General features: G+C 60.0%; 18 protein-coding genes. 7 read left to right on the plus strand and 11 right to left on the minus strand.

The features are described from left to right. Positions 1-8: 8 nt before the first annotated feature. On the plus strand, positions 9-956 hold the full coding sequence (locus KI613_RS00235) for a GlxA family transcriptional regulator (RefSeq protein WP_226403232.1): 948 nt from the start codon (positions 9-11) through the stop codon (positions 954-956). A gap of 632 nt (positions 957-1,588) precedes the next feature. Further along, on the plus strand, positions 1,589-2,050 hold the full coding sequence (locus KI613_RS00240) for a hemerythrin domain-containing protein (protein WP_226403233.1): 462 nt from the start codon (positions 1,589-1,591) through the stop codon (positions 2,048-2,050). Positions 2,051-2,734: 684 nt separating this feature from the next. Here KI613_RS00240 and KI613_RS00245 read toward each other — a convergent pair. From KI613_RS00245 to KI613_RS00255, 3 genes are all read right to left on the minus strand, one after another. Further along, positions 2,735-3,016 carry an integration host factor subunit beta gene (locus KI613_RS00245; RefSeq protein WP_226400213.1) on the minus strand — a complete coding sequence of 94 codons (282 nt, stop codon included), beginning with the start codon at positions 3,014-3,016 and terminating at the stop codon, positions 2,735-2,737. An 828-nt stretch (positions 3,017-3,844) separates the two neighbouring features. Then, on the minus strand, positions 3,845-4,717 hold the full coding sequence (locus tag KI613_RS00250) for an AraC family transcriptional regulator (protein ID WP_226403234.1): 873 nt from the start codon (positions 4,715-4,717) through the stop codon (positions 3,845-3,847). 337 nt (positions 4,718-5,054) lie between these two features. Continuing rightward, entirely contained in the window at positions 5,055-5,708 is a 654-nt protein-coding gene (locus tag KI613_RS00255) for a PEP-CTERM sorting domain-containing protein (protein WP_226403235.1), read from the minus strand. Positions 5,709-6,170: 462 nt separating this feature from the next. On the opposite strand from KI613_RS00255, the gene KI613_RS00260 reads away from it, so the two are divergent. Continuing rightward, complete coding sequence (locus KI613_RS00260; protein ID WP_226403236.1) at positions 6,171-8,684, plus strand: rhomboid family intramembrane serine protease; 2,514 nt, start codon at positions 6,171-6,173, stop codon at positions 8,682-8,684. A 364-nt stretch (positions 8,685-9,048) separates the two neighbouring features. Here KI613_RS00260 and KI613_RS00265 read toward each other — a convergent pair whose 3' ends face one another. Further along, the gene (locus KI613_RS00265; RefSeq protein WP_226403237.1) at positions 9,049-9,774 is read right to left on the minus strand and encodes a GNAT family N-acetyltransferase; all 726 of its coding nucleotides are present in this window, start codon (positions 9,772-9,774) and stop codon (positions 9,049-9,051) included. On the opposite strand from KI613_RS00265, the gene KI613_RS00270 reads away from it, so the two are divergent. Next, positions 9,773-9,913 (plus strand): hypothetical protein, encoded by a 141-nt coding sequence (locus tag KI613_RS00270; RefSeq protein ID WP_226403238.1) that lies wholly within the window; start codon positions 9,773-9,775, stop codon positions 9,911-9,913. The two genes, KI613_RS00265 and KI613_RS00270, sit on opposite strands and share 2 nt — an antisense overlap. 50 nt (positions 9,914-9,963) lie before the next feature. Here the strand turns inward: KI613_RS00270 and KI613_RS00275 are convergent, their stop codons facing one another. From KI613_RS00275 to KI613_RS00285, 3 genes are read right to left on the minus strand one after another with little or no spacing between them, the layout of a single operon-like run. Then, on the minus strand, positions 9,964-10,518 hold the full coding sequence (locus tag KI613_RS00275) for a PaaI family thioesterase (RefSeq protein WP_226403239.1): 555 nt from the start codon (positions 10,516-10,518) through the stop codon (positions 9,964-9,966). 49 nt (positions 10,519-10,567) lie between these two features. Continuing rightward, entirely contained in the window at positions 10,568-11,353 is a 786-nt protein-coding gene (locus KI613_RS00280) for an SDR family NAD(P)-dependent oxidoreductase (RefSeq protein WP_226403240.1), read from the minus strand. 11 nt (positions 11,354-11,364) lie between these two features. Beyond that, positions 11,365-12,849: an efflux transporter outer membrane subunit gene (locus tag KI613_RS00285; protein WP_226403241.1), complete on the minus strand. Its 1,485-nt coding sequence runs from the start codon at positions 12,847-12,849 to the stop codon at positions 11,365-11,367. Positions 12,850-12,940: 91 nt separating this feature from the next. On the opposite strand from KI613_RS00285, the gene KI613_RS00290 reads away from it, so the two are divergent. From KI613_RS00290 to KI613_RS00300, 3 genes are read left to right on the plus strand one after another with little or no spacing between them, the layout of a single operon-like run. Then, entirely contained in the window at positions 12,941-13,558 is a 618-nt protein-coding gene (locus KI613_RS00290) for a TetR/AcrR family transcriptional regulator (protein ID WP_226403242.1), read from the plus strand. A 52-nt stretch (positions 13,559-13,610) separates the two neighbouring features. Then, positions 13,611-14,777 carry an efflux RND transporter periplasmic adaptor subunit gene (locus KI613_RS00295; protein ID WP_226403243.1) on the plus strand — a complete coding sequence of 389 codons (1,167 nt, stop codon included), beginning with the start codon at positions 13,611-13,613 and terminating at the stop codon, positions 14,775-14,777. Continuing rightward, the gene (locus KI613_RS00300; protein ID WP_226403244.1) at positions 14,774-17,875 is read left to right on the plus strand and encodes an efflux RND transporter permease subunit; all 3,102 of its coding nucleotides are present in this window, start codon (positions 14,774-14,776) and stop codon (positions 17,873-17,875) included. The genes KI613_RS00295 and KI613_RS00300 overlap by 4 nt, the downstream gene beginning before the upstream one ends. Positions 17,876-18,234: 359 nt before the next feature. On the opposite strand, the gene KI613_RS00305 is transcribed toward KI613_RS00300, so the two are convergent. The 4 genes from KI613_RS00305 to KI613_RS00320 form a co-directional block, all read right to left on the minus strand. Further along, on the minus strand, positions 18,235-19,341 hold the full coding sequence (locus tag KI613_RS00305; protein WP_226403245.1) for an ADP-ribosylglycohydrolase family protein: 1,107 nt from the start codon (positions 19,339-19,341) through the stop codon (positions 18,235-18,237). Further along, on the minus strand, positions 19,338-20,213 hold the full coding sequence (gene yghU / locus KI613_RS00310) for a glutathione-dependent disulfide-bond oxidoreductase (protein WP_226403246.1): 876 nt from the start codon (positions 20,211-20,213) through the stop codon (positions 19,338-19,340). The genes KI613_RS00305 and yghU overlap by 4 nt, the downstream gene beginning before the upstream one ends. Before the next feature lie 155 nt (positions 20,214-20,368). Next, positions 20,369-22,378, minus strand: a complete 2,010-nt coding sequence (locus KI613_RS00315) for a sensor histidine kinase (RefSeq protein ID WP_226403247.1) — start codon at positions 22,376-22,378, stop codon at positions 20,369-20,371. Then, on the minus strand, positions 22,357-23,715 hold the full coding sequence (locus tag KI613_RS00320; RefSeq protein WP_226403248.1) for a sigma-54-dependent transcriptional regulator: 1,359 nt from the start codon (positions 23,713-23,715) through the stop codon (positions 22,357-22,359). Before KI613_RS00320 ends, KI613_RS00315 begins: the two co-directional genes overlap by 22 nt. Positions 23,716-23,973 lie beyond the last annotated feature (258 nt).

Genomic DNA, 23,973 nt, shown 5'->3' on the forward strand with positions numbered 1-23,973 from the left:
CAGGCAATATGCATCGAATCGGCTATGTATTGACGGAAGGCTTTCAGGTACTGGCGCTCGCCACGCAGTCTGTTTTTGAGTTCGCCAATATCGTGGTTGGCGAAACCTTTTATGCGGTGGAAAACTATTCGGCGGCCGGCGGCGAGGTCCGCGCCTCGCTCGGGCTCTTGGTCAGCACGCGCGCACTTGCCGACAACAGTGAGGCAGATACCTGGATATTTACCGGTGTGATACAGCCGCTGGCGCGCCAAACACCGGCTGCTGAGCTGGCTTTTGCGCGCAAGGTGAGTCCGCAGGCCCGTCGCATTGCGGCAATCTGTACCGGGTCGTTCGTCTTGGCCGAAGCTGGCCTGCTCTCAGGGCGCCGCGCGACGACGCATTGGGCGCACGCGCGTGACATGCAGAAGCTCTATCCGGAGATTCTGGTCGAGGACGACCGTATCTACGTCATCGACGGGCCGGTGTGGACCTCGGCCGGCATGACGGCTGGTCTCGACTTGGCGTTAGCCATGGTCGAGAAGGATCTCGGGGCTGACATCGCACGCTCGGTGGCGCACAAGCTGGTCATGTACCAGCGCCGTTCCGGCGGGCAATCGCAGCATTCCGAACTGCTCGATCTGGCACCGAAATCAGACCGCATCCAGAGCGCGCTTGAATATGCGCGCAAGAATCTCAACCAAGCACTGACCGTTGAGGATCTGGCTAAATCGGCACATCTCAGCCCGCGTCAGTTCAGTCGGGTATTCACCGCCGAAACGGGCCAGTCGCCGGCTAAGGCGATCGAAGGACTACGCCTTGAAGCAGCGCGGTTGATGATCGAACAGAGCCGTCATCCACTTGAGGTCGTGGCACACGAAACTGGCTTTCGCGACCGTCGCCATTTGCGGGAGGCCTTTATACGCGGCTTCGGTATTCCACCCCAGGCTGTAAGACGCGAGGTTCGCGAACGAGCTTGACGCCTGGGACCAGGTATTACTCCGGCGTCCGTTTTGCCTTCTAGATCCACTCTGAGACTGCGGCTCTTGTCGGTTCGGTCAGCGCATACTGCACAACAGGTTGTGTTTTCAGCTGAACGACCATCGCCCGGGCTAGGATTTGGTTTCCGTGTGTGATGTTGCGGTCGCGAAGATTGACGAGGGCGCAACCACGCAACTTGCTGTCAATCGTGAGGTTGAACATTGCCACGTAACAGACCTGATGCGCATTCTGAAGCTGAATCCGGATAGCCCAGACGTCCTTCGGCTTCAGTGGCGGCTTCTGACCAACCGGCTTGCTTTGTTCCAGGGATCCCGAAGTTGATTGGATTCCCCGACAGACTCCTTCGGGTTGATCGGAGTCTGATGGTTCTCCTTTGGAGCAAAGGGCTGCTTGCTGTTCGAATACCGGCTACATACAAACGGCCATCTCGGCTCGATCATTGTGCATATTCGATACGGCTGTTCTGTTTTTATGCACCAAATTGATGAACAACCCTTGGATAGCTATCACCCCATACTCGAGCGCTGTGGCTGAAAGCGAATGGAATGGTATTTGCTCATCCGGTGATGCGTAAATACCCCGAAGATCCAATTTCAGTATGGAGCTACCCATGTCGACACCCCGCCCGCAAGATGTGATTTCTGCAGCCTATACCGGTGTCAATGAAATTGACGTTGAGATTCGACACGCTCGCGAGATGCTTGGCCGAGTTCGTGACTTGCGTGAGCAGGTTGAATCTCGCATTGCGTCCGACGGAAACCGAAATCTATTGCCAGCATGTTCGCAGAAATTAGACGATATCCTTTCCAAATTGCTGAACTACTTATGTCAACACTGTATGGATGAAGAGGAATTAATGCACTTTTATGGATTCAATTCCCTTCACCCCAGTCTTTATGCCATTCACGTTGAAGACCACGCGGATATTACTCAGAAATTGGCTGTACTAATTGGAAATAATATCGACACCCCCACCGTCACATTGCTGGAGGAAGTCGATGCGTTTATCGAAGATTGGTTTACTGAGCATATCCCTAGCCACGACTACGTTTTTGCAAAGACGGTGCGATGACTGAGGCTGCAAAGTGATTTCCCCATTTGTTTCCCGCCCAGACGTGGATGGTGACTTTGTCGTGAGCAGCCAGTCGAGCCAAAACGCTGCTCGTCGCGGAGCGTTGCTGACGCTTGAATGACAAATATTCAGACTGCTTTACCGGCAGGTTGTGGCCGATTGGGTGAGGTCGCCAACGGCAGATTTTCGGCACTCCTGACGGATTACAGAGGCGGCAGTTTGATGATCCGTAAGCTGCCATTGCCAACGAAAATGTCATCAGGCGGCAAAGGGCACCGAGTACCCATTCGCGGGTGAAGGAAGCAGCCCTTCTGGTGGCGTGGCGACTCAACGTCGGCAAGCCATTCGCGCTTTGCGTGCGGCATCCGCGATCAAACGTGTGCTCTTACCTTTATTTTTCATCCCAGACTATGGCAATGTCTGACGAAGCCAAAGGCTGCCGCGGAATATATTCAGAACAGGTTGCAGGATGATCTGCCGCCCTGTATTCCAAGTGCGCGCTACAAGCGACTACTGCCGCGTCATCGTGTAATTCGAAAGCATGATCGCAATCGATACAGGCTGGCTCGGGCTTCTGCATTCTCCATCCCCCACTAACTTTGTTTACTGACTGGCCCGACAGCTTTCGGATACCGGAAATTCATGAAACGGGTAATTCAGTAATGAGCGCACTGATTGTATCGATCACGCGGCATTGACCAGTTCTCGCAGTTCCTTCCCTGGCTTGAAATGTGGCGCCCATTTCTCCGGAATGTTGACTTGTTCGCCAGTCCTTGGATTTCTGCCGATGCGCGGCGGCCGGTAATTCAGGCTGAAACTCCCGAAGCCGCGAATCTCGACGCGGCCACCACGGCTGATCGCACTCCCTAGCGCACCAAGAATCTCGGCAACGGAAAGTTCGGCATCCTTCAGGACGAGTTGCGGGAAACGCTGGCTAAGTGATGCAATCAGTTCTGATCGGGTCATGATTCAGTAGCTAGTCGACTATTTCGAAGTCCGGGCTTAAGCCAAGAGGGAAAACATTTTGAATGCTGGTGGCGGTGGATTCGCGTGATATTGGTCACGATTTCGCACAATATTTTTGCAAACAGCGTCACCATTGTGGGAACAGGCAGCATTTGCTGTTGATGAGGGCCTGTGCTGATGGATTGTTTTACGCTAGCGCTAGCCTGGCTTCTTGCCGCAATGCGGTCATAGCCCGGAACGATGTTTCTCGACTCACTGCTTACAGGCGTCACGTCGAACTCACACAACCGACCATTAGGGGAAGTGCTTTTTTGCCGGAGTGCCGGCCGTCAATGGGCTGCTCCACTCCAAAACCTGCCGTATGGCCAACGGAAGGACATCGGCCAATTCGGCCATTGGCCGCAGAAGGCCCAGAATCAAGCAGCAATCAGTCGGTTATGGTCGCAATTTGCGACCTTAGCGAAGCCTTGACGACTACTGCGGGAGCGGCCCCAAGCTAAGCGGGTAATGCGAACGCAATATTGGCACGAGCCACCAACGGGCGTGTCCGAACTTTTGTGTAAAGCAGTCATTGCCGTCGCATCGGGGAAAGACGGCTTTGGCCGAGATCCAGTCTCATGCCAGCAGCAATAGGCGGCACCTCGGCCTAAGCGGCCGGTGGCGACCTCAATGAAAAATGGCCGGTTCTAAGTAGAGACCGGCCATTGCCATTCTGTGACGGTGAGAGCCTATTGATCCTACGTTCGACCTCAACAAAAGGCAGTTTCCGAAAAATTGCATGGCGCATTCAGTGCCATGTCGGTTTACCCAGAAGCAGCGGCCATAGATCTACGACTTCAACGGCAAGTAAATATCGGTCTCCAACTCATGCTCTGGTGTTTCCGGCATCAAGTTGAGGTAATGGAAATAGAGCGGAAAATCGCGTAACTCCTCACCACTGTCCGGTAGCCAGTTGCGGTAGAGGGGGTAAATGCTTTCGCCGATTCTGACATGGGAGCCGTAATGCCGCACCCGCGCGCAACGGCCACCGGGAATGCTTTTCGTGACCACGCCCTGTCGGTTGAGAGGCACTTCGTCGGTTACTTCTCCGCAGATGTCAAAGCGGAATTCGGCCGGCTCGGTTGTGTCCGGATTGTCATAAGCAATACCAAAGCTTCGGCTACTTTCTTTAGGCGAAAGGCCGCTTTCCTTACGCCAAGCGATAAATTGTCCGACGGAGTCATTGACTCTTTCGGTTGGGCCGCGATGCTCCATGACGGCGACGCGGATAGATTTGAAATCGACGATCTCGACTTGCACGGTTTGTTTCCTTTCCGGGATACGGAAGCGATAGCGCTCATGCCAGGATTCCCAGTCCGGTTGCCGCCTGAATTCTGATGGCGACTGGCCGAAAGTGTTCCTGAAGGCGCGCGTAAACGATTCCGGGTTTTCGAAGCCAGCGTCTAGGGCGATATCGATAACCTTGTTCTGGGGGCTGAAGGCGAGCTGATAGCTGGCTTGCCGCAAACGCAACAACTGGATATATCGTCCAACACTGGTACCGACGTATTCGGCGAATTGCCGATGAAAGTGAAATTTGGAGAAGTTCGCGATCTGGCTAAGGTATTCAGTGCTTAGCGATTCGTCTAGATTGGACTCGATGTAGTCGAGCACCTTCTCGAAACGCTTTGCGTAGTTTTTTGCCTGTGTGTCGCTCATCATTCATCCTTCGTTCACAGCGCACACTATGCGCGGAACGCGATGGCAAATCCTGACCGCAATTGCTCAATATGCCGGCAAAGAAATCAATTGGAGGGGAACAATTGCTCCAACTTGCTAAGGATATTCGCTTTCCAATTGCATGACGATTGCGTTTGGATCGGACTATACGTGATAGCGGTCGCTTGTAGCTATGGCCGCTCTCGCGAAAAGCAGATGGCCGGACCGTGCCCGAAGCGGCCCCTTGTTCGCCGCTCGCATTTGCCCTTCGGGCACGAAAATCTGAAAACTGAAACAGGAGGCAACGCTCCCGCTCGTCTCTGGCTCAGTTATGCAAGCTTCAATTGCTACGACGACGAAAGATACCTCCAAACAGACTGAGGCCAGCCAGCATCATGGCATACGTGCCCGGCTCAGGGACTGATGCAGCAATTGAACTTACGGAGAACTGCAATATTGTCCCCGTTTGGCCACCATTCCGTTGTAGCCAACCGTAGTTCAGTGAAGAATGCGCGTCAAATGCGCCTACATCGTAGCTCAAGGGTAGATCGGTGCTCGTCAATACGCCCGTGTTCCCAGGCTTGGAGTGAAGTACGAACCCGAAACTGCCATTTGGCAGAGGTGTTCCATCGACCGAAAGTGGGTAGCCACCTGAAATATCGATGCCGTCTTCGACGTTACCTCCAAAGTTGTTGACTACCCTGATACCTAAGCTGGTTGATGCCACTTGGTGGCCAGCCACATTTGCGACGATCTTACTTGGTGCCCCGAACTGGTAATAGGCCATCGTGGAATTGGCATACGAGGGGGTTGTCACAGGATCATAGATAAAACTGCCTGAGAATTGCCTACCGACACTCACGCCCGACAACGAACCGTCCGTATAAGTGACAGTGGCTGCAAAGCTAAACTTAGATGGGCTAGCTTGCGCCACGCCTGAAGCAACCGAAAGAACAATGGCCGCGCCTACTAGATGCTTGAATAAATTTGCCATAACTACTTCCGCAGAGAGATGAGCTGGCAAGTGTAGTCACCGCGCGTGAATTAATTATGATGCTGTCGTTACCGCTTTTTGGCAGCTTTTGGCCGATAGCACCTATTCAGCCATTAGTTTCGAGGGGCTCTCCAGACAAGGTAAGCCATCCGGCCTATAAGAAGAGGAGATGGCGGATTTTCATTTGAATGCGATGAGAGGGCACCGCGAAAGCATCGAATCTATCGCCACCAGGGGGCATGACTGGATCGTCGATCACTTGCATGAATTCGACCTTCGTCTGATCCCACTTATTGCGACGGGTGAGCGGAGCTAACCCACCAATTGAATTTCGGCGAGCATCTCAAAAAGATTAGAGCCAATAAGAGCGCGGAGTATTGGAAAAATGGCGTCAATTGCAGGTTTCCGAATCAATCTTTAGATGTGCATTAAAATGATGTCATGCGCATGCTAAAAAACATCATGGAAACTGAAACGATCAAGCAACGCAAATCTGCCGAAGATATGCGTCAAAAAGCCATTGAACGCCTGAATTCTGATTTCGCTCCTCAGCCTGACGAACCCACTGGGAATGATTGCTTTGTTGAAAGCCAGGTCGTAGCCAGCCCTTCAGGGAATCCTTCGCCATGTCCAGCAAGCACTTTGCCTGACGAAGTGTTCTTTTCCTCCCAGAACAGCCAGCTTGGCAAAGCACGCAAATGGGTGTGGGTCGGCCTCAGCGTCGGGGTGCTCAGTACCGTGGCGGGTAGCAAAGGCTCTGTCGGCAGTATTGGCTTTACAGTAATTTTTTGCGCGCTTGTTGGTGTATTAATTGATTGGTTCCTGCGTCGGCAGTTGGTGACCAACGAGGCTGCGGTCACTCTGACCCAAGATGGTATCGAGTCTCGCTTGTTTTCTGGAAAGAGCAAAAAGCATCGTTGGGCAGCCGTTGTCGGCGTTAGTTTAGAAGGTGCCCAGAATGCAAGAATGCTCCAGCTTCAGTTGGATTCTGCTCAGGGCTTTTCAGACAAGCGAAATTTCTGGACTGGAAGGAACGAAGCTCGACCGGCTCTTCCGCTGGCATCGTTCGAATCCAGCGAGCAAGAAAGACTCTATGAGTCGTTGCGGCGCCGACTACAAATTTCAACGGTAAGTGAGAGTGCTGGCTCGGATATCAATCCCCTTACCGAGGAGCGTGAATTTCAGGAACGCCTAAAGTCCCTTGCACCCATTCCCTGGGTAACTTATGGACTCATCGCTATCACTGCAGCTATCTGGCTCGCGATGGTAATGAAGGGCGCCGGGGTCATCAGCGCATCTCCCGACAAGTTGCTGCTCTGGGGCGGTAATGCCACCTCAGAGTTTCAGCGTGGCGAGTGGTGGCGCCTTGTGACAGCGACATTTCTCCATAGCGGCATCATCCATGTCGCCATGAATATGATCGGGTTGGCCAGCGCGGGGGGCACGGTTGAGCGGATATATGGCCATCGCCAATTCATATTGCTCTATTTGGGATCCGGACTCCTTGGTAGTGCCTTGAGTCTGCATTTTTCTGCTCAGCACGCGGTTTCTGTCGGTGCTTCCGGCGCTGTTTTCGGCATAACCGGGGCATTACTGGTAGCACTGCTTCAGCACCGGGAAAAGCTCCCGAAAACCTTTACCAAGCAAACCACAAGTGGCTTGGCGTTTTTTATTCTGTACTCCTTGGCACAAGGGCTGAGCAGGCCGAATATCGATAATGCTGCCCACATTGGTGGCTTGTTAGGTGGATGTCTTCTGGCGTATGTGTTGCCAGAACGCTTTGATATGGCGCACTTCAAAACAAGCTTTGCCAGACGTGGTGTATCTGCGCTCGCTATTTTGAGTGCCGTAACGGTCAGTATTGCTGCCATGGCGCCTCAGGCAAAGATTGATCAGGCTCGAATTTTTTCGAGTAACGAAAGTCTGGTTCAAACGATGAAGCGTTTTGATGAAGCTATGAAGACGCTTCAACAGGAACAAGCGGAATTAAAGGCGGGAAAAATATCCGAGCGAGATGTCGATGAACGGAGCCGAGTCCTGCATGCACCGGTGTTCCGCAAAATTGCGGATGATCTGTCCAGAATCGAGTTGCGTCCTGACGATCAGCGGGTGCAACTAACGAAGGGCATTCAGCGTATGGCTGAATTGCTTTATGAAAGCCTAGCAATGGATTCTGTATTCAACGAAGAATCCAAGACTTTTGAGCCAATCGATCCTGTGCGGGCAAAGCAGATTGATAAAGAAGTAGGACTATTGGCCGAACAAACCACAAACTTTCTCAATGCCTTAAAGAACAAAAGCAACCCAAAAAAGCCGTCGCCAGGGGTGGGTGATGCCGCAAATGTCGGAACAAATACCCAACCGCCTGCCAACGGCTGGTCGCTCGAATTGGCGGCATTCCAAAGCGGCATGTCGGTTCAGGAGGTTATTGATATAGCGAAGGCCAACGGTCATGTTCTGAAGTGTTACGGCAACTTGAAGGGAAATGAGCGAGTAAGAAATGATGACACGCAAAGCTGCTGGGTCACACTTCAAAAGGCATGGGGAGTGCCTGCATCAATGATGGCTGTTTCGTTCGGTGGCCAAGGCTTACAAACCCAACTGTTCCGTTTTCCGGAAGCATCTTGGCCGCAGGTTAGGGAGCAGCTTGATCGTATGGGCCAACATTTGCCTCAAACCTTTGGAGCGGACCATGAGACTGGAGGGCCGGTAATCGGATGGCGAACGAATTCCGGCTTGGTACTTTCCTCTGCCCCGCCAAAGGGTAAAGAGGTGACTGTCCTCTGGACCGCTAAACTGGCCGTTGCGGCAGACCACTGCTCAAATCATGGGGCAACGCCGAAACGTGAGCATCAGAGCTATTCGGTTCCCGTTAATGAACTCTGGCCAGAAATTGAATGTGAATTACCCAAAAAACAAGTGCTACAGGATTGCAGTGAACGACTAAGCCCGAAATGTAGCGGTTTTGTCCGGTAACGAGGGTTCCTGAGTAGGCTGATGGCAGGTGCCAACCGACTCAAAACGGCCACAACCTGCCGGTGATCTTCTCTACGAAGCCGTCATTCAAAGGTCTGGTTGACTCCGAAACCTGCCAGACAACCTACGGAAGGACCTCGGCCGAAGCCGCCGTTCATCAGAACAAAAGCCAATGGCCGCTTTAGACAAAACTTCGGATACGCTTGCCACAGGATGGCAACCGGCATAACAAAGGCATGAGCGCCAAGCCCAACCCCTGCTGTGCTGAGCGGCGGATTCTCGGTTGGTGCTCGGGAGGCCTTTCGGTTCGCTGCTTGCGCGCGGACGACAATCACCCGGATGGCGTTTCCGCCCCTCGTTCGGATTAGCCCGTGGCAACAAGTAGCGCGTGTGTGAGCTGGGACAGGGAAGTGCGCTGCTGCCCATGGGCATCGAAATTCTCGGGTGCCAGCCATCGCGTCATCGCCTCGTTCAGGGCGGGCCATTCCCTGTCGATGGTGGCATACCATGCGGTATCACGGTTGTATCCCTTCACCACGGCGGCCTGGCGGAAAACACCTTCGAAGGACAGGCCCAAACGCTGGGCGGCAAGGCGGGAAGGCCGATTCAGGGCATTGCACTTCCATTCATATCGCCTGAAACCGAGTGCGAAAGCCTCTTTCATCATCAGCCACATCGCTTCAGTCGCCATGGGTGTTCGCTGCATGAGCGGCGAAAAATTCAGGTGGCCAACCTCAATGCTTCCTTCCTCCGGGGCAATCCGCAAGTAGCTCGCAATACCGACGGCCTTGCCGGATTCCCGGTTGATGATGGCAAAAAACAGAGGATCCGATCCCTGGCAGCTTGCGCGCATCCAGTTGGCCAAGGCACCGAGCGAATCGAAAGGGCCATAAGGGAGGTAGCTCCAGTTTCGCCCCTCGCGGTCCAGCTTGAAGGCCGCGAACAAATCGTCGGCATGAATTGACGCGTCAAGCGGCTCGAGTTGGGAAAACCGGCCCGTCAGGACCTTGGGGAGCGGGCGTGTCGCTGCTTGCCAATTGGAAATAGGAAAGCCAATTGGCTGGCCGAGAGAATTGTAGGTTTCGTTCATGAGCACCGTGTTCGCTTCAATCCGGCCATCGTGCCGCAACTTAATTTACATCGCAACGCGTACCCGCCGCGCGAAGATTTCAAAAGCGGCCATTCAGGGTAACGCGACGCCAAGCGAAAGCTACCGTTTGCTGGGCTAAGGTATCCCTATGATCGAGGCACGAGCAGGACAGAAATCTTTAGTTCCGCGCTAGGAAGCGAGATCAAAGATCAGGCAAGTGGTGGTCGCATGGGCATAGAGTTTGCCATCCGGTCCGACCAGCCGGGCTTCCGCGGTCGCCACCTGGCGGCCGCCGTGTACCAATCGGCCTTCTGCGCGTACCAGCGGTACCGCGTCGGTGAGTGCGCGGACAAGGTTGAGCTTCAACTCCAGGGTCGTATAGGCCTTGCCCGCCGATAGCGTGGAATGCACCGCGCATCCCAGGGCGCTGTCGAGCATGGTCGCGAACCAGCCGCCGTGCACCGTGCCCATCGGGTTGTAATGGCTGAACCCTGGATGCCCCTGGAATACCGCGAATCCGGGCTCGATGCGAAGCAGGGTGAAGTCGAGGGTGACAGCCATTGGCGGGGGTGGAATTTCCCCGGCGAGCAGCGCCTGAAATACCAGCAACCCGGAGCGTCCAGCGATTTGGGCTGGTGTAGCCAAGCCGGGAGCCTTCTGTAAGCGGGCGCGTACGGCCTCTTCCTCGGCCCGCCAGCGGGCAAGCGTGTCTTCTGGATTCATCGCTTCGGTTGGTTCTGTCATGGGCTACTCCTTACTGTGAGTGTTCGTTGTGAGCGTTTGACCTACTCGCTCATCCGTTCATCGCGTGCGACATGAAGGCCTGGTGCAACCAGCGCGGCGTCGCCCAGGTCAGGATTACCAAGGCCTTGTTCGCCCAGCCCGCCACGATGCTGATGCGTCCAGCCTGCAAGGCGCGGATACCGGTGCGCACGACGGGTGCCGGCTGCATCATCAAGAGCTTTAATGCGGGCGTCAGCTTCTGCTGCGCGGCGGCGGCAAACCCGGTATCCGACATACCGGGGCATAGCGTCGTCACGGTGACTCCATCGCGCTTGAGTTCGCGATGCAGCGCCTCACCCAGACGCAGCACGTAGGCCTTGGCGGCGGCGTAGACGGCGAAGTTCTGCACGCCCTGGTAGGCCAGCAAGCTGGCGACCAGCAGGATCTTCCCGCGTTTTCGCGCCCGCATGTCTTGGGCGAAGACATGGGTGAGCGCGGTCAGGCTGGCCACATCGAGCTGCACCATCGCCAGGGTTGCGTCCAACGGGCTGTCCACAAACGGCCCTTGTAGCCCATGACCGGCATTGTTGATCAGGATTTCAATGGCAATGCCGCGCTCGCGGAGGCGCCGATGCAGTTGGGTGATCGCTTCAATATCGGAGAGATCGACCTGCTCGACCACGACTTCGACGCGGTATTGCCGGCGCAGCGTCTCGGCAAGTGCTTGCAGCCGGTCCAACCGGCGCGCCACGAGGACCAGCGAGTGGCCTTGTTCGGCATATTGGCGGGCGAACTCCTCGCCGAAGCCGCTCGATGCGCCCGTGATGAGCACCCATGAATTATTGTTTGTGGTCATTTTGCTTACCTCTAGTCGTTGGTGGAGAGTTTGTCGGCGAGGCGGTTGTTGTTTGCCGATGGGGTATCCCAGCCGCCGCCCAAGGCCCGGAAGGAGGCAATGACAGCACGCGCCGCCTCGGTTTGCGCCTGGGCCTTGGCATCGCGCGCCTGCAGCAGATTGCCGTCGGCATCGAGCACCTCGATCAGGCTGACGGCGCCGCCCTGATAGGCGGCAAACGAGTTCTCGCGCGCCTTGGCAAACGACGACTCACCCCGGGTCAGGATGCCGACCTGGGCCTCGCGGTTGACCAGGGCGGAGAAGGCATTCTCGACATCCTCGGTCGCCCGCAACACGGCCAGCCGGTAGGCCGCCAGGGCTTCGGCCTCCTGGCCGCGCGCGGCAGCGATCTGCGCGTCGACACGGCCGAAGTCGAACAGGCGCCAGCGCAGCCCGAGGACGCCCTGGGCCTGGCTGGCGCCCTCCGTGAACAGGTTGCCGCTGGCGATCGAGGTGGCGCTGCCGAGCAGTGCGCCGAGCGAGAATTTGGGGTAATACTCCGCAACCGCCACGCCGATGCGCGCATTGGCGGCAGCCAGACGCCGTTCGGCGGCAATGATGTCAGGGCGGCGGCGCAGCATCTCGGCCGGGGTGCCGGTCTCGGCTAAGGCCGGCGCGGCCGGGATCGGCCTCACCGTAGCCAGTTCGGCGCGGTGGGTTCCCGGCTGCACGCCGAGCAGCACGTCGAGCGCGTTCATCGCCGAATCGAGGCCGCCTTGGAGGACGGGGATCTGTGCCTCGGCCTGGCTCAGCGAACCCTCGGCCTGGTTCTTCTGGAGTTCGGCGGCGATTCCCTTCTCGTATTGAAGCTGGACCACCGCGAGCAAGCGGCGTCGGGTCTCCACCTGCTGTTGGGCAATCGCGAGGCGCGCCTGCAGGCCGCGGATCATGACGTACACGTCCGCAGTCTGCGCGGCGATGGCCAGCCGTGTCGCAGCAACGCCAGCTTCGGATGCCTCGTATTCGGCGCGGGCAGTCTCCCGCCCGCGCCGCAGACCGCCGAACAGGTCGATCTCCCAACTCGCCCCGAGATTGGCCTCGTAAGTGCCGCCCCAGCGGTCGAAGCCGGGCGAGCTGTTGAGCACCTGCCCGAGCGGGGTCTCAACCGACAGGTAGCCCCGCCCGGCGCTCGCACTCACGTTGCCCGCGGGCAGCAAGGCCGCATCGGCGTAGCGCAATGCGGCACGTGATTGGGCGACACGCGCCGTCGCTTGGGCGATGTCCAGGTTCTGCTCAAGCGCCAGGGCGACGTAGTGCACGAGCAAGGCATCGTCGAAGGCGGCCCACCAGCGTTGCAGGTCTGCCTTGCCTTGCACAGGACGTTGCTCGACGCCCTTCTGCCCGAGAAAGCTGGATGTCAGCTCGACCAAGGGCGGCCGGTAGTCGGGACCGACAGCGCAGCCCGACAATATGCCGGCACTCAGAAACAGGACGAGAGAGCGGGGATGGGTGAGCATGGGAGTCCTTCGGGGTTTGGTTTGTCGTGGTGACTATAGCCCAATTTGGTCACTAGTTGTCAACCGGCAGCAAACGCGGTATTGTTTTCCCATGAGCGAAATCGAATCTTCCACCCCACAGGCCCGCGGCCCCGTCGACCACAGCGTTCGTGATCAGATCGTCGAGGCGGCCGAGGCGCACTTCAGCCACTACGGCTACGACAAGACCACGGTCTCCGACCTGGCCAAGGCGATCGGCTTTTCCAAGGCTTATATCTACAAGTTCTTCGATTCCAAGCAGGCAATCGGCGAAGCTATCTGCAGCAAGACCTTAAACACCATCGTCGCCGCGGTTGATGAAGCGGTTGCCGGCGCCAGCACGCCGACGGAGAAATTCCGTCGATTATTCAAAGCTATGGTGACGACGAGCGTGGAACTCTTCTTCAACGATCGCAAGCTGTATGACATTGCCGCGCATTCCGCCGGCGAGGGTTGGCCGTCCGCCGTTGCCTACGGACAGCGCATTCGGCAGACCCTGACAGAGATCGTCCGCGAAGGGCGGGAAGTGGGCGAGTTCGAGCGCAAGACGCCGCTCGACGAAACGGTGCATGCGATCTATCTCGTCATGCTGCCCTTTGCCAATCCGTTGCTGCTCCAGCACAACCTCGACCTCATCGAGGACGCACCCAGCCAGTTGTCGAATCTGGTGCTGCGTAGCCTGGCACCCTAGAACGCTGCCTGAGAAAAAGTGACCATTGACAATATTGGTCACTAGATGGAAGATGAAGACCTTCGCGTTAAAGGAGGTCGTCATGTTTCAGCGCCGCTATATTCCCTTCCTCGCCGTCGTCGGTCTGTTGCCTATCGCCCTGGCAGCCTGCAGCGATGCCACGTCTTCAATCGATCCGCGAACCCAAGCTCCACTCGTCCGGATCGCGCCGGTAGCGACCGCCATCCAGGCCGAGCCTTCGTTCAGCGGCGTCGTCGCGGCACGGGTGCAGAGCGACCTGGGTTTCCGCGTTCCCGGCAAGATCCTGGAGCGCCTGGTCGATGCTGGCCAGACCGTCAAGCGCGGTCAGGCGCTGATGCGCATCGACCCCACCGATTTGAAGCTCGCCACGCGCGCCCACGACGAGGCCGTTGCCGCCGCCACGGCACGTGCGCGCCAGACTGCCGAGGATGAGTCGAGATACCGCGATCTTGTTTCGGCCGGTGCGGTGTCAGCCTCCGCCTACGACAAGATCAAGGCGGCCGCCGATTCGGCGAGAGCGGAGCTCAAGGCAGCCCAGGCCCAGGCCGACGTTGCCCACAACGAAACAGGCTACGCCGTACTGCTCGCCGATTCGGACGGCGTCGTGGTCGAGACCCTGGGCGAGCCGGGCCAGGTGGTCGGCGCTGGCCAAGTCGTCGTCCGTGTGGCCCATGCCGGGCGCCGTGAAGCGCTCATTGCGCTCCCCGAAAGCCTGCGTCCGGCGATCGGCTCCGCAGGGCGCGCGACCTTGTATGGCAGCGGGCTGACCGGCGCCGCAAAACTGCGTCAATTGTCGGATGCCGCCAACCCACAGACACGTACTTTCGAGGCGCGCTACGTACTGGAGGGCCGGCTGGCCGACGCGCCGCTTGGCTCGACCGTTTCCATCGAAATTCAAAGCGGCCGCGCCACCCCGGCGCTCCAGATCCCTGTCAGCGCGCTCTTCGATCAGGGCAAGGGGCCCGGCGTCTGGCTGCTCAAAGGTCAGGAGGACCAAGGACAGGGTCTTCAGGCTACCTGGCGCGCCGTGCAGGTGGCCGGCCTCAGCGGTGAATCCGCTGCGATCACCGGTGGGCTGGCGGCGGGTGATCGTGTCATCGTGCTCGGTGCCCATCTGCTGCACGAAGGCGAAGCGGTTCGACTGGCTGACAGCAGTGCCGCACCTGGCGCAGCGGCGAACGGCGGGGCACAGAAATGAGTGCTTTCAACCTCTCCGCCCTCGCCGTCCGCGAGCGCTCGGTAACCCTATTCCTGATGCTGGCGATCTTCATCGCCGGCGTCGTCGCCTTCCTGACCCTGGGTCGAGCCGAGGACCCCGCCTTTACCATCAAGCAGATGACCGTGATCACCGCCTGGCCCGGGGCGACCGCCAAGGAGATGGAAGAGCTGGTCGCCGAACCGCTGGAAAAGCGCATGCAGGAGCTGCGCTGGTATGACCGGACCGAGACCTTTACGCGGCCGGGGCTGGCTTTCTCCACGGTGTTCCTGCTCGACAGTACGCCGCCGGCCGACGTCCCCGACCAGTTCTATCAGGCGCGCAAGAAACTCGGCGACGAGGCGCTCAAACTACCGCGTGGCGTCATCGGCCCGATGGTTAATGACGAATATGCCGACGTGACCTTTGCGCTCTACGCCTTGAAAGCCAAGGGCGAGCCGCACCGGCACCTGGTGCGCGACGCCGAGGTCATGCGTCAGCGTCTGCTGCACGTACCTGGCGTCAAGAAGGTGAACATTATCGGCGAGCAGGCCGAAAGAATCTTCATCGAGTTCTCGCATGACCGCCTCGCCACGCTGGGCGTCTCCCCGCGCGACCTCTTCGCCGCGCTCAACAGCCGCAATGTTATGACGCCCGCCGGCTCGATCGAAGCCAAGGGCCCGCAGGTCTTCATCCGGCTGGACGGCGCCATCGATGATCTGGAAGCGATCCGCAATACGCCGGTCGCGGCGCGCGGCCGGACGTTGAAGCTCGGCGACATCGCCGAGGTCAAGCGCGGCTACGAAGATCCAGCCACCTTCCTGATCCGCAACAACGGCGAACCGACCTTGCTGCTTGGCGTAGTCATGCGCGAGGGCTGGAACGGCCTCAATCTGGGCAAGGCGCTGGAGGCGGAAGCGGCGACCATCAACGCCGAAATGCCACTCGGCATGAGCCTCTCCAAGGTGACGGACCAGTCGGTGAATATCCAGTCGGCCGTCGGAGAGTTCATGGTCAAGTTCCTGGTCGCCCTCGGCGTGGTGATACTGGTCGGCTTTCTCAGCATGGGCTGGCGCGCCGGTGTCGTGGTTGCGGCTGCAGTTCCGCTGACCCTCGCCGCCGTCTTCATCATCATGGCGGCGACCGGCAAGAATTTCGACCGCATCACGCTCGGCTCCTTGATTCTGGCGCTGGGGCTGCTGGTCGACGACGCAATCATCGCCATTGAGATGATGGTCGTGAAGATGGAGGAAGGCTACGACCGCATCCGCGCCGCCGCCTATGCCTGGAGCCACACCGCCGCGCCGATGCTGGCCGGCACGCTGGTGACGGCGATTGGCTTCATGCCCAACGGCTTCGCCAAGTCGACCGCGGGCGAATACACCAGCAACATGTTCTGGATCGTCGGCACGGCCTTGATCGCCTCGTGGATCGTTGCCGTCGTATTCACACCCTACCTCGGGGTCAAGCTGCTGCCAAGCTACGAGAAGCATGCGGGCGGGCACGGGGCCATCTACGCCACGCCGAACTACGAGCGCTTCCGCCGGCTGCTGGGCTGGGTGATCCGGCGCAAATGGCTGGTCGCGGCGAGCGTGATCGGCGCCTTCGTGGTCGCAATTCTCGGCATGGGCGTCGTCAACAAGCAGTTCTTTCCGACCTCCGACCGGCCGGAGGTGCTGGTCGAAGTGCAAATGCCGTATGGCACTTCGATCGCGCAAACCAGCGCCGCGACAGCCAAGGTCGAAGCATGGCTGGCAGAGCAGCAGGAGGCCAGGGTCGTGACGTCCTATATCGGCCAGGGCGCGCCCCGCTTCTTCCTGGCGATGTCACCCGAATTGCCCGATCCGTCGTTTGCCAAGATCGTGGTCCTGACGGGCGATGACAAGGAACGCGAAGCCCTCAAGTTCAGACTGCGCCAGGCGGCAGCCGACGGCTTGGCACCCGAGGCGCGGGTGCGCGTGACCCAGATCGTCTTCGGCCCCCCGTCGCCATTTCCCGTGGCCTACCGCGTCATGGGGCCGGACCCGGACAAGCTGCGCGACATCGCGGCAGAGGTGCGTGGCGTCATGCAGGCCTCCGCCCAGATGCGGACGGTTAACACCGACTGGGGCGAGCGCGTGCCCGCACTGCATTTTTCGCTCGACCAGGATCGCCTGCAGAACATCGGCCTGACGTCTACCGATGTGGCCCAGCAGTTACAGTTCCTGCTGAGCGGCATCCCGATTACGGAAGTGCGCGAGGACATCCGTTCGGTGCAGGTCACGGCCAGATCGGGCGGCAACACGAGGCTCGATCCGGGCAGGATTGGCGACTTCACCCTGGTCGGTGCGGCCGGTCAAAAGATTCCGCTGTCGCAGGTCGGCAAGGTTGATGTCCGCATGGAAGATCCCATCCTGCGCCGCCGCGACCGCACCCCAACCATCACCGTGCGTGGCGATATCGCCGAGGGCTTGCAGCCGCCGGATGTTTCCAGCGCCGTGTGGCAGGAGCTGCAGCCGATCATTGCCAAACTGCCGGCCGGCTACCGGATCGAAATGGCCGGCGCCATCGAGGAGTCGGGCAAGGCCAATCGGGCTCTGGCGCCGGTCTTCCCGATCATGATCGCGCTGACCCTGATCACCATCATCTTCCAGGTGCGCTCGATCGCCGCAATGATGATGGTATTCGCCACCGCACCGCTCGGCTTGATCGGCGTCGTGCCCACCCTATTGTTGTTCGGGCAGCCGTTCGGCATAAATGCGCTGGTCGGCCTGATTGCGCTGTCCGGCATCCTGATGCGCAACACGCTGATCCTGATCGGGCAGATCCGCGACAACATCGCGGATGGATTGGTGCCCTTCAACGCCGTCGTCGAGGCCACCGTGCAGCGCGCCCGTCCGGTCATCCTGACCGCACTCGCCGCCATGCTGGCGTTCATTCCGCTGACCCATTCGGTGTTCTGGGGCACGCTGGCCTATACGCTCATCGGCGGCACCTTCGCCGGGACGATTCTGACCCTGGTTTTCCTGCCGGCCTTGTACGCGATTTGGTTCAAGATCCGGCCAACGGCGGGAGACGGGCAAGCGGTTCCTGCGGTGCATCCGGAACCGGTCGCGGCCTAATCCAAGAAATCGGCGCGCCGGCCCCGCTGCGGATTGCCGGCACTCCGCCACTATTACCACGCTCCGCGGTACTCTCAGGGTATGGTCTGGGATATCAGCGCTTTGCTGCGTGGAGTTTTGACTTTTGAAGTCTGCTTTGAACCGAGCCGAACGGGCGCTTAGCACGAAGTACTCATTCGCCGATGAAGGAAGTGGACTTTCTGGCGGCATGCCACCTTAACGTCGGTAACCTGCACAAAACCGGCCACTCAACAGAGTCAGCCTCAACGGCGGCTATGGCCGAAATCCCGCCCCCAGCCGAAACTTCCCCTCCGCCAAAATTGGGTCTCGGCAACCGCTAAGCCAAGGCTGCAATACGGTCAACCGGCCTCTTCAACAACCGGCTGCTCAACCATCTGTTTCGCCAGCCGCCCCGCCAGATCCAGCAACTCCCCGCTATTTTCCAGACCATCAAGGAAGCGCTGGGGAATTCCCGAGAGGCCGGTTTGGGCGCCGGTCAGGGCGCCGGCGAGGATGGCGCGGGACTGGTTTTGGCCGCCGCCGTTGATGGCGTGGAGCACGGCTGATTCGAAGTCGTCGTGAAAGCGGGCGGCCAGGTAGTAGGCGGCTGGGAACTGGTGGTAGGCGGCGCAGGGTAGGCCGTAGACGAGGGAGACTTTCCAGGCGGGGTCGATGTGGATGTCGGGGTCGGTCGCTGCCAGGGCAATCGATGACTGGCTGAGCAGGGCGTCTGGCGAGGGGAAGCGTCCGGTGGTTGGCGCTTCGGGCTGGCCGGCTTGCGGTGCCTGCAGGTTGCCGCTGGTGACGGTGTGAAAGGGCAGTTCGCCCGATTTGACGCGGGCCATCAGTTTGCCCGAGATGTTGGCATCGAGTGCCTGCCCTTCAACCAGCATGCCAAGGACGGCGCCGAAGGCGACGGTCATTGCCATGACCGTTCCGTCTGTCTGCGTTAGCGCCGTGTTCCGGCTGACGGCCGAGGCGAGTTGTGCCGGCTGCAGGGCGTAGCGGATGGCGATGGCGAGAATGCGCTCGGCGGCTTCGGTGGTGTCGGCGTTTCCGGCAATCTGTCCCCAGGGCAAGCCGGATTTCACTCGCCGGCGCCAGGCTTCGCGGATCGACTGGCTGGTGTAGCCGCCCGGTCCGTTCATCGGTGTGCCGTCAAGCTGCGGGAAGAGTTCGTTGTCCATGCGACGGCAGAAGTCGGCTTGGTCGTAGCTGCCGCTATCGACGAGTGACTGGACGGTGAGGCGCAGCAGTATTCCGGATTGCGAGAGTTGCCCGGCTTGCATGCCGGCGTGGTAGCGCCCGGGTTTGGGCGTGGTGTAGTCGTTGATCCACTGGCCATAATCGGCGTGGAGTTGGTCGAGGTCGTAGTACCAGTGCGGGCCAAGGGCCAGGGCGTCGCCGATGAAGGCGCCGATCAGGGCGCCCATGGCGCGATCTTCAAGGGCGTGGGCGGGCGTCATGGCTGGGCTTGCAGTTTGTCTTGCGTCCGGGTGGCGAAATCGCTGGCGTCGTGGCGCTCGTGCAGTTGGTCTTCGAGCGGCCCGGTCACCCGGTTGACCATGCGGCCGCGTTTGGCGGCCGGGCGCTGGGCGATTTCATCGGCCCAGCGAATGACGTGGGTGTATTCGTCGACCTGCAGGAATTCGCCGGCCTCGTAGAGCTGGCCTTTGGCCAGGGCGCCGTACCAGGGCCAGATGGCCATGTCGGCTATGGTGTAGTCGTCGCCGGCGACGTAGGGGTGGTCGGCCAGCCGGCGGTTGAGGACGTCCATCTGGCGTTTGACTTCCATGGCGAAGCGGTCGATGGCGTATTCGATTTTGCTCGGCGCGTAGGCATAGAAATGGCCGAAGCCGCCGCCGAGGAAAGGGCCGCTGCCCATCTGCCAGAACAGCCAGGACAGGCATTCGGCGCGGCGGGCCGGGTCGGTCGGCACAAAGGCGCCGAATTTTTCGGCCAGGTAGAGCAGGATCGATCCGGACTCGAACACGCGGATCGGTTCGGGGCCGCTGCAATCGAGCAGGGCGGGGATCTTGGAATTGGGATTCACCTCGACGAAACCGCTGCCGAATTGATCGCCTTCGGTGATGCGGATCAGCCAGGCGTCGTATTCCGCGCCAGCATGGCCAAGGGCGAGCAACTCTTCGAGCATGAGCGTGACCTTGACGCCGTTGGGCGTGGCCAGCGAATACAACTGCAGCGGATGTTTGCCGTGCGGTAGCGCTTGCTCATGGGTCGCCCCGGCAATCGGCCGGTTGATGTTGGCGAAACGGCCGCCGTTGGCTTTATCCCAGGTCCAGATCTTGGGCGGGGTGTAAGTGGTCGGGGTGGACATGGGGGCTTTCTTGGGCGGGTTGTTGTCGCATCGTGGGACAGCGGGGGGCGGGGAACAGTTCATCGGCTAAACCGAACCGCTCCCCGGCTCTTGTCAGGGGAGGGAGATTTCAATTTTGGCCGTTTTTTCCGGTTGACCGTGCGAAGCAGCGAGCCTCAGGCCAGCGGTTCGCAGCGCAGCCAGACGGTGAAGCGCGCGCCGGCGCCGGGGGAACTGGTCGCTGTGAGGTGGCCGCCGTAGCGTTCGATCAGGTTTTTGCTGACCCACAGGCCGAGTCCGTTGCCGCCCGGTTTTTTGGCCGTGAAGAAGGGTTCGAACAGGTGCTCGAGGTCGGCCTTGCTGATGCCCGGTCCGGAATCCTCGACGTAGAGCTGGATGCCGACCGGCATGTCGGCTTCGTCCCAGTCGTCGACGGCGATTCTCAGCACGCCGCCCTCGGGCATGGCCTGGATGGCGTTGACCAGCAGGTTGATGACCACCTGTTGCAACTCGTTCTTGTTGCAGATGATCTGGCGGGTCGAATCGACCTGCTGTTCGATGGCGATATTGCCGGTCTTCAACAGGTGCCGAACGAGCAACAGGCTGTCCTGGATCAGTTGGGCAGGGTCGGTCGGTTCGAGATAGCCGACGTAATCCTGCGGCCGGGCGAATTGCAGCAGTTTGGCGACGATCAGCCGGATGCGCTGGACCTGTTCGTGGATCAGCCTGATTTCCGGCGCGACGGGTTCGGCCTGCGGGCCGAGCAGGTCGCGCAGGACGTCGAGGTTGCCCTGGATGACGGCGATCGGGTTGTTGATCTCGTGGGCGATGCCGGCCGTCAGCTGGCCGATGGCGGCGAGTTTTTCGTTCATGACCAGTTGCGACTGGGCGGCCTTGAGGTCGGCCACGGCCTGCTCCAGCTCGGCCGTGCGCGCCGCCACCTTGGCGTCGAGTGAGGCACCCCAGCGCTTGAGCGAGGTGGCCTGGGCCTGCAGGCGGTCGAGCATGCGGTCGAAGTGGGCGGCGACAACGCCGAGTTCATCCTGGCTGGCCACCGTGCCGACGCGGGCTTCGTCCTGGCCGTTTTCGATGGCGTGCATGGTGGCGTGCATGCGCTCGATCGGCTTGAAAACACGGCGCGCCCAGAGCACGGCAAAGACGCCGGCGATCAGCATGGCCAGCGCGAAGAGCACGATGAGGCCGGCGAAGGCCTGTTTGCGGGCATCGACGAAGGGGCCTTCGAGGAAGCCGACGTAGAGCATGCCGATCCGTTGCTGGTGGCTGTCGAGCAGCGGTTCGTAAGCCGAGACGTACCAGTCGCTGACGACGAAGGCGCGATCGAGCCAGGTCTGGCCGGCGCCGAGCACGGTGTCGTAGACCGCCTGCGAAACGCGGGTGCCGATAGCCCGGGTGTCGCCAAACAGGCGGACGTTGGTGGCGACGCGCACGTCGCCGAGGAACAGCGTTGCCGTGCCGGCGCTGCCAAAGGGCAGGGCGCCTTCGGGGTAAACGATGGCATTGAGACGATCGATGAAATCGAGATTCTTGTTGAGCAGCACGCCGCCGGTCAGGACGCCGATCAGCCGGCCGTCGGCATCGTGCACCGGGGCGGCCGAGTGGATGACCAGGCCGCGCGTTTCCGCCGCGCGCGGGTCGGGCCGGGCATTCGCCGTGGCGACGATGGGCGTGCGGGCGCGGCTGGCCAGTTCGGGACTGATGGTGAACAGCTGCGGGGCGGAGAACACTTCTGTTTCGGTGCTTGCCTTGCCGGCCAGCGCCGCGGCGATCACCGACCAGGTGGCGGCATCCTGTTTGCTACGGTCAACGTCAAAAAAGTGCAAAAAATCAAGTTTGTATTCGAGCTGCGTCGAGTTGAGCAGGCTGGCGACGACTTGTTCCGGCTGGCCGCGCGCGCTGCGCAGGGTGCGCGCCAGCCGTTCGGATGCAGCCAGGCTGGCCACCGAGCGGCCGACACCATCGGTCACCCGCTCGAAGTAGCCGTGGGCGACGGCGAGGTCGGAGCGCACCTTGGTGACGAGCAGGCGGTCGAGATAATCGCCGCCCCAGTAGGCCAGTGCGGCCATCGCCAGCGGCAGCACGATGCCGAGCGGGATCAGCGCCAGCAGCAAGAGCCGGGCGCGGATCGAGCGCTGGATCGGCGGGGTCAGATCCCCCAGGCCTGGCACTTGCGGTCCATCGTTTTGCGTGAGATGCCGAGCCGCCGGCTGGCTTCGGATTTATTGCCGTCGCTGGCGGCGAGCACGGCGAGAATGTGGCGTTTTTCCACGGCTTCGAGGGTCTCGGCGTTGCTCGAAATGGCCGCGATGCCGATTTCCGGTTCGCTGCCGATGTCGAACCAGCCGAGGATCAGCGAGCGTTCGACCAGATTGCGCAGTTCGCGCACATTGCCCGGCCAGTCGTAATCGGCCATCCGGGCCAGGGTGCGCGGGTCGAGGCTGAGCGGCGCGACGCCGAGGCTGGGGGTGAGCAAGGCCATGAAATGCTCGACGAGCAGCGGGATGTCCTCCGGCCGGTCGCGCAACGGCGGTAGCGTGACTTCGAGCACCTGCAGCCGGTAATAAAGATCGGGCCGGAAGCGCTGGGCGGCGACTTCGCTTTTCAGGTCGCGGTTGGTGGCGGCGATGACGCGCACGTCGACGGCGATTTCCTGTTCCGAGCCGACCGGCCGGATGCGCCTTTCCTCCAGCGCGCGGAGCAGTTTGGCTTGTGCGGCAAGCGGCAGTTCGGAGATTTCATCAAGGAACAGCGTGCCGCCGCGGGCGTAATAGAACAGGCCCTCGCGACTCTGCGCGGCACCGGTGTAGGCGCCCTTGACGTGGCCGAACAGTTCGGATTCGATCAGTTCGGCCGAAATCGCCGCGCAATTGACCGGCACGAAGGGGCCGCTGGCGCGCGGGCTCATGCGGTGCAAGGCGCGCGCAGCGACTTCCTTGCCCGTACCGGATTCGCCGCTGAGCAGCACGGTGGCCGGGGTCGGGGCGATGCGCTTGAGGCGTTCGCAGACTCTGAACATGGCTTCCGACTGACCGATGACGCCTTCGATGTCAGCCGAGTTAGTGCTCACTTCGCGGCGCAGCACGAAGTTTTCACGGGCCAGGCTGGAACGTTCGAAACAGCGCTGGATGGCATTGAGCACCTGGGCCAGCGAGAAGGGCTTGAGCAGGAAATCGGCGGCACCGGCACGCAGCGCGTCGATGGCGGTGTCGAGATCGGCGTAGGCGGTCATCAGCACGACGTCGCCGACATAGCCCTCGTCGCGTAGCTCATGCAGCCAGTCGATGCCCGACAGGCCGGGCAGGGCGATGTCGAGGACGATCAGGTCGTAGTGGCTGCGGCTGACCATCGGCCGCGCCTGCTCGACGCTGCCGGCGCAGTCGGCAACGCCGCAGCGCGTGCTGAGCGCCCGCTGCATGAAGCTCTGCATGCCCGGTTCGTCATCGACGATGAGCACCGAGTATTGCTGCCAGGGGGCGGCCTGGGCGCCGGGGTTTGTCTCATCCATTGGAATGGTCGCTTGTTTGAATGGGTTTGTTTGAATCAATTTTCGCACGGCTGGCCAAGCTGTGCGTGGGTCAGATTGTCCCGCTGCGCCGAACAAAATGTCGCAAGTTGATGACGGCCAGTCGCGTCGGTGGCGCCAAATCGGCTGGCGCGCCATGGTGCCAAATTTGCTTGAGGGGTTTAGCGGTTATCATGCCGCTAGCGGTCTGCGTACCGCATTGAATTGGCGGCGCCTCGGCGCCATGTAAGCTGCCGTGAC

Source organism: Ferribacterium limneticum (genome assembly GCF_020510585.1).
Lineage (GTDB): Bacteria > Pseudomonadota > Gammaproteobacteria > Burkholderiales > Rhodocyclaceae > Azonexus.

Coding starts and splice junctions, on each gene's coding strand:
- KI613_RS00235 (WP_226403232.1), top strand. CDS start 9: ATGCATCGAATCGGCTATGTATTGACGGAAGGCTTTCAGGTACTGGCG.
- KI613_RS00240 (WP_226403233.1), top strand. CDS start 1,589: ATGTCGACACCCCGCCCGCAAGATGTGATTTCTGCAGCCTATACCGGT.
- KI613_RS00245 (WP_226400213.1), bottom strand. CDS start 3,016: ATGACCCGATCAGAACTGATTGCATCACTTAGCCAGCGTTTCCCGCAA.
- KI613_RS00250 (WP_226403234.1), bottom strand. CDS start 4,717: ATGATGAGCGACACACAGGCAAAAAACTACGCAAAGCGTTTCGAGAAG.
- KI613_RS00255 (WP_226403235.1), bottom strand. CDS start 5,708: ATGGCAAATTTATTCAAGCATCTAGTAGGCGCGGCCATTGTTCTTTCG.
- KI613_RS00260 (WP_226403236.1), top strand. CDS start 6,171: ATGGAAACTGAAACGATCAAGCAACGCAAATCTGCCGAAGATATGCGT.
- KI613_RS00270 (WP_226403238.1), top strand. CDS start 9,773: ATGAGCACCGTGTTCGCTTCAATCCGGCCATCGTGCCGCAACTTAATT.
- KI613_RS00265 (WP_226403237.1), bottom strand. CDS start 9,774: ATGAACGAAACCTACAATTCTCTCGGCCAGCCAATTGGCTTTCCTATT.
- KI613_RS00275 (WP_226403239.1), bottom strand. CDS start 10,518: ATGACAGAACCAACCGAAGCGATGAATCCAGAAGACACGCTTGCCCGC.
- KI613_RS00280 (WP_226403240.1), bottom strand. CDS start 11,353: ATGACCACAAACAATAATTCATGGGTGCTCATCACGGGCGCATCGAGC.
- KI613_RS00285 (WP_226403241.1), bottom strand. CDS start 12,849: ATGCTCACCCATCCCCGCTCTCTCGTCCTGTTTCTGAGTGCCGGCATA.
- KI613_RS00290 (WP_226403242.1), top strand. CDS start 12,941: ATGAGCGAAATCGAATCTTCCACCCCACAGGCCCGCGGCCCCGTCGAC.
- KI613_RS00295 (WP_226403243.1), top strand. CDS start 13,611: ATGAAGACCTTCGCGTTAAAGGAGGTCGTCATGTTTCAGCGCCGCTAT.
- KI613_RS00300 (WP_226403244.1), top strand. CDS start 14,774: ATGAGTGCTTTCAACCTCTCCGCCCTCGCCGTCCGCGAGCGCTCGGTA.
- KI613_RS00305 (WP_226403245.1), bottom strand. CDS start 19,341: ATGACGCCCGCCCACGCCCTTGAAGATCGCGCCATGGGCGCCCTGATC.
- yghU (WP_226403246.1), bottom strand. CDS start 20,213: ATGTCCACCCCGACCACTTACACCCCGCCCAAGATCTGGACCTGGGAT.
- KI613_RS00320 (WP_226403248.1), bottom strand. CDS start 23,715: ATGGATGAGACAAACCCCGGCGCCCAGGCCGCCCCCTGGCAGCAATAC.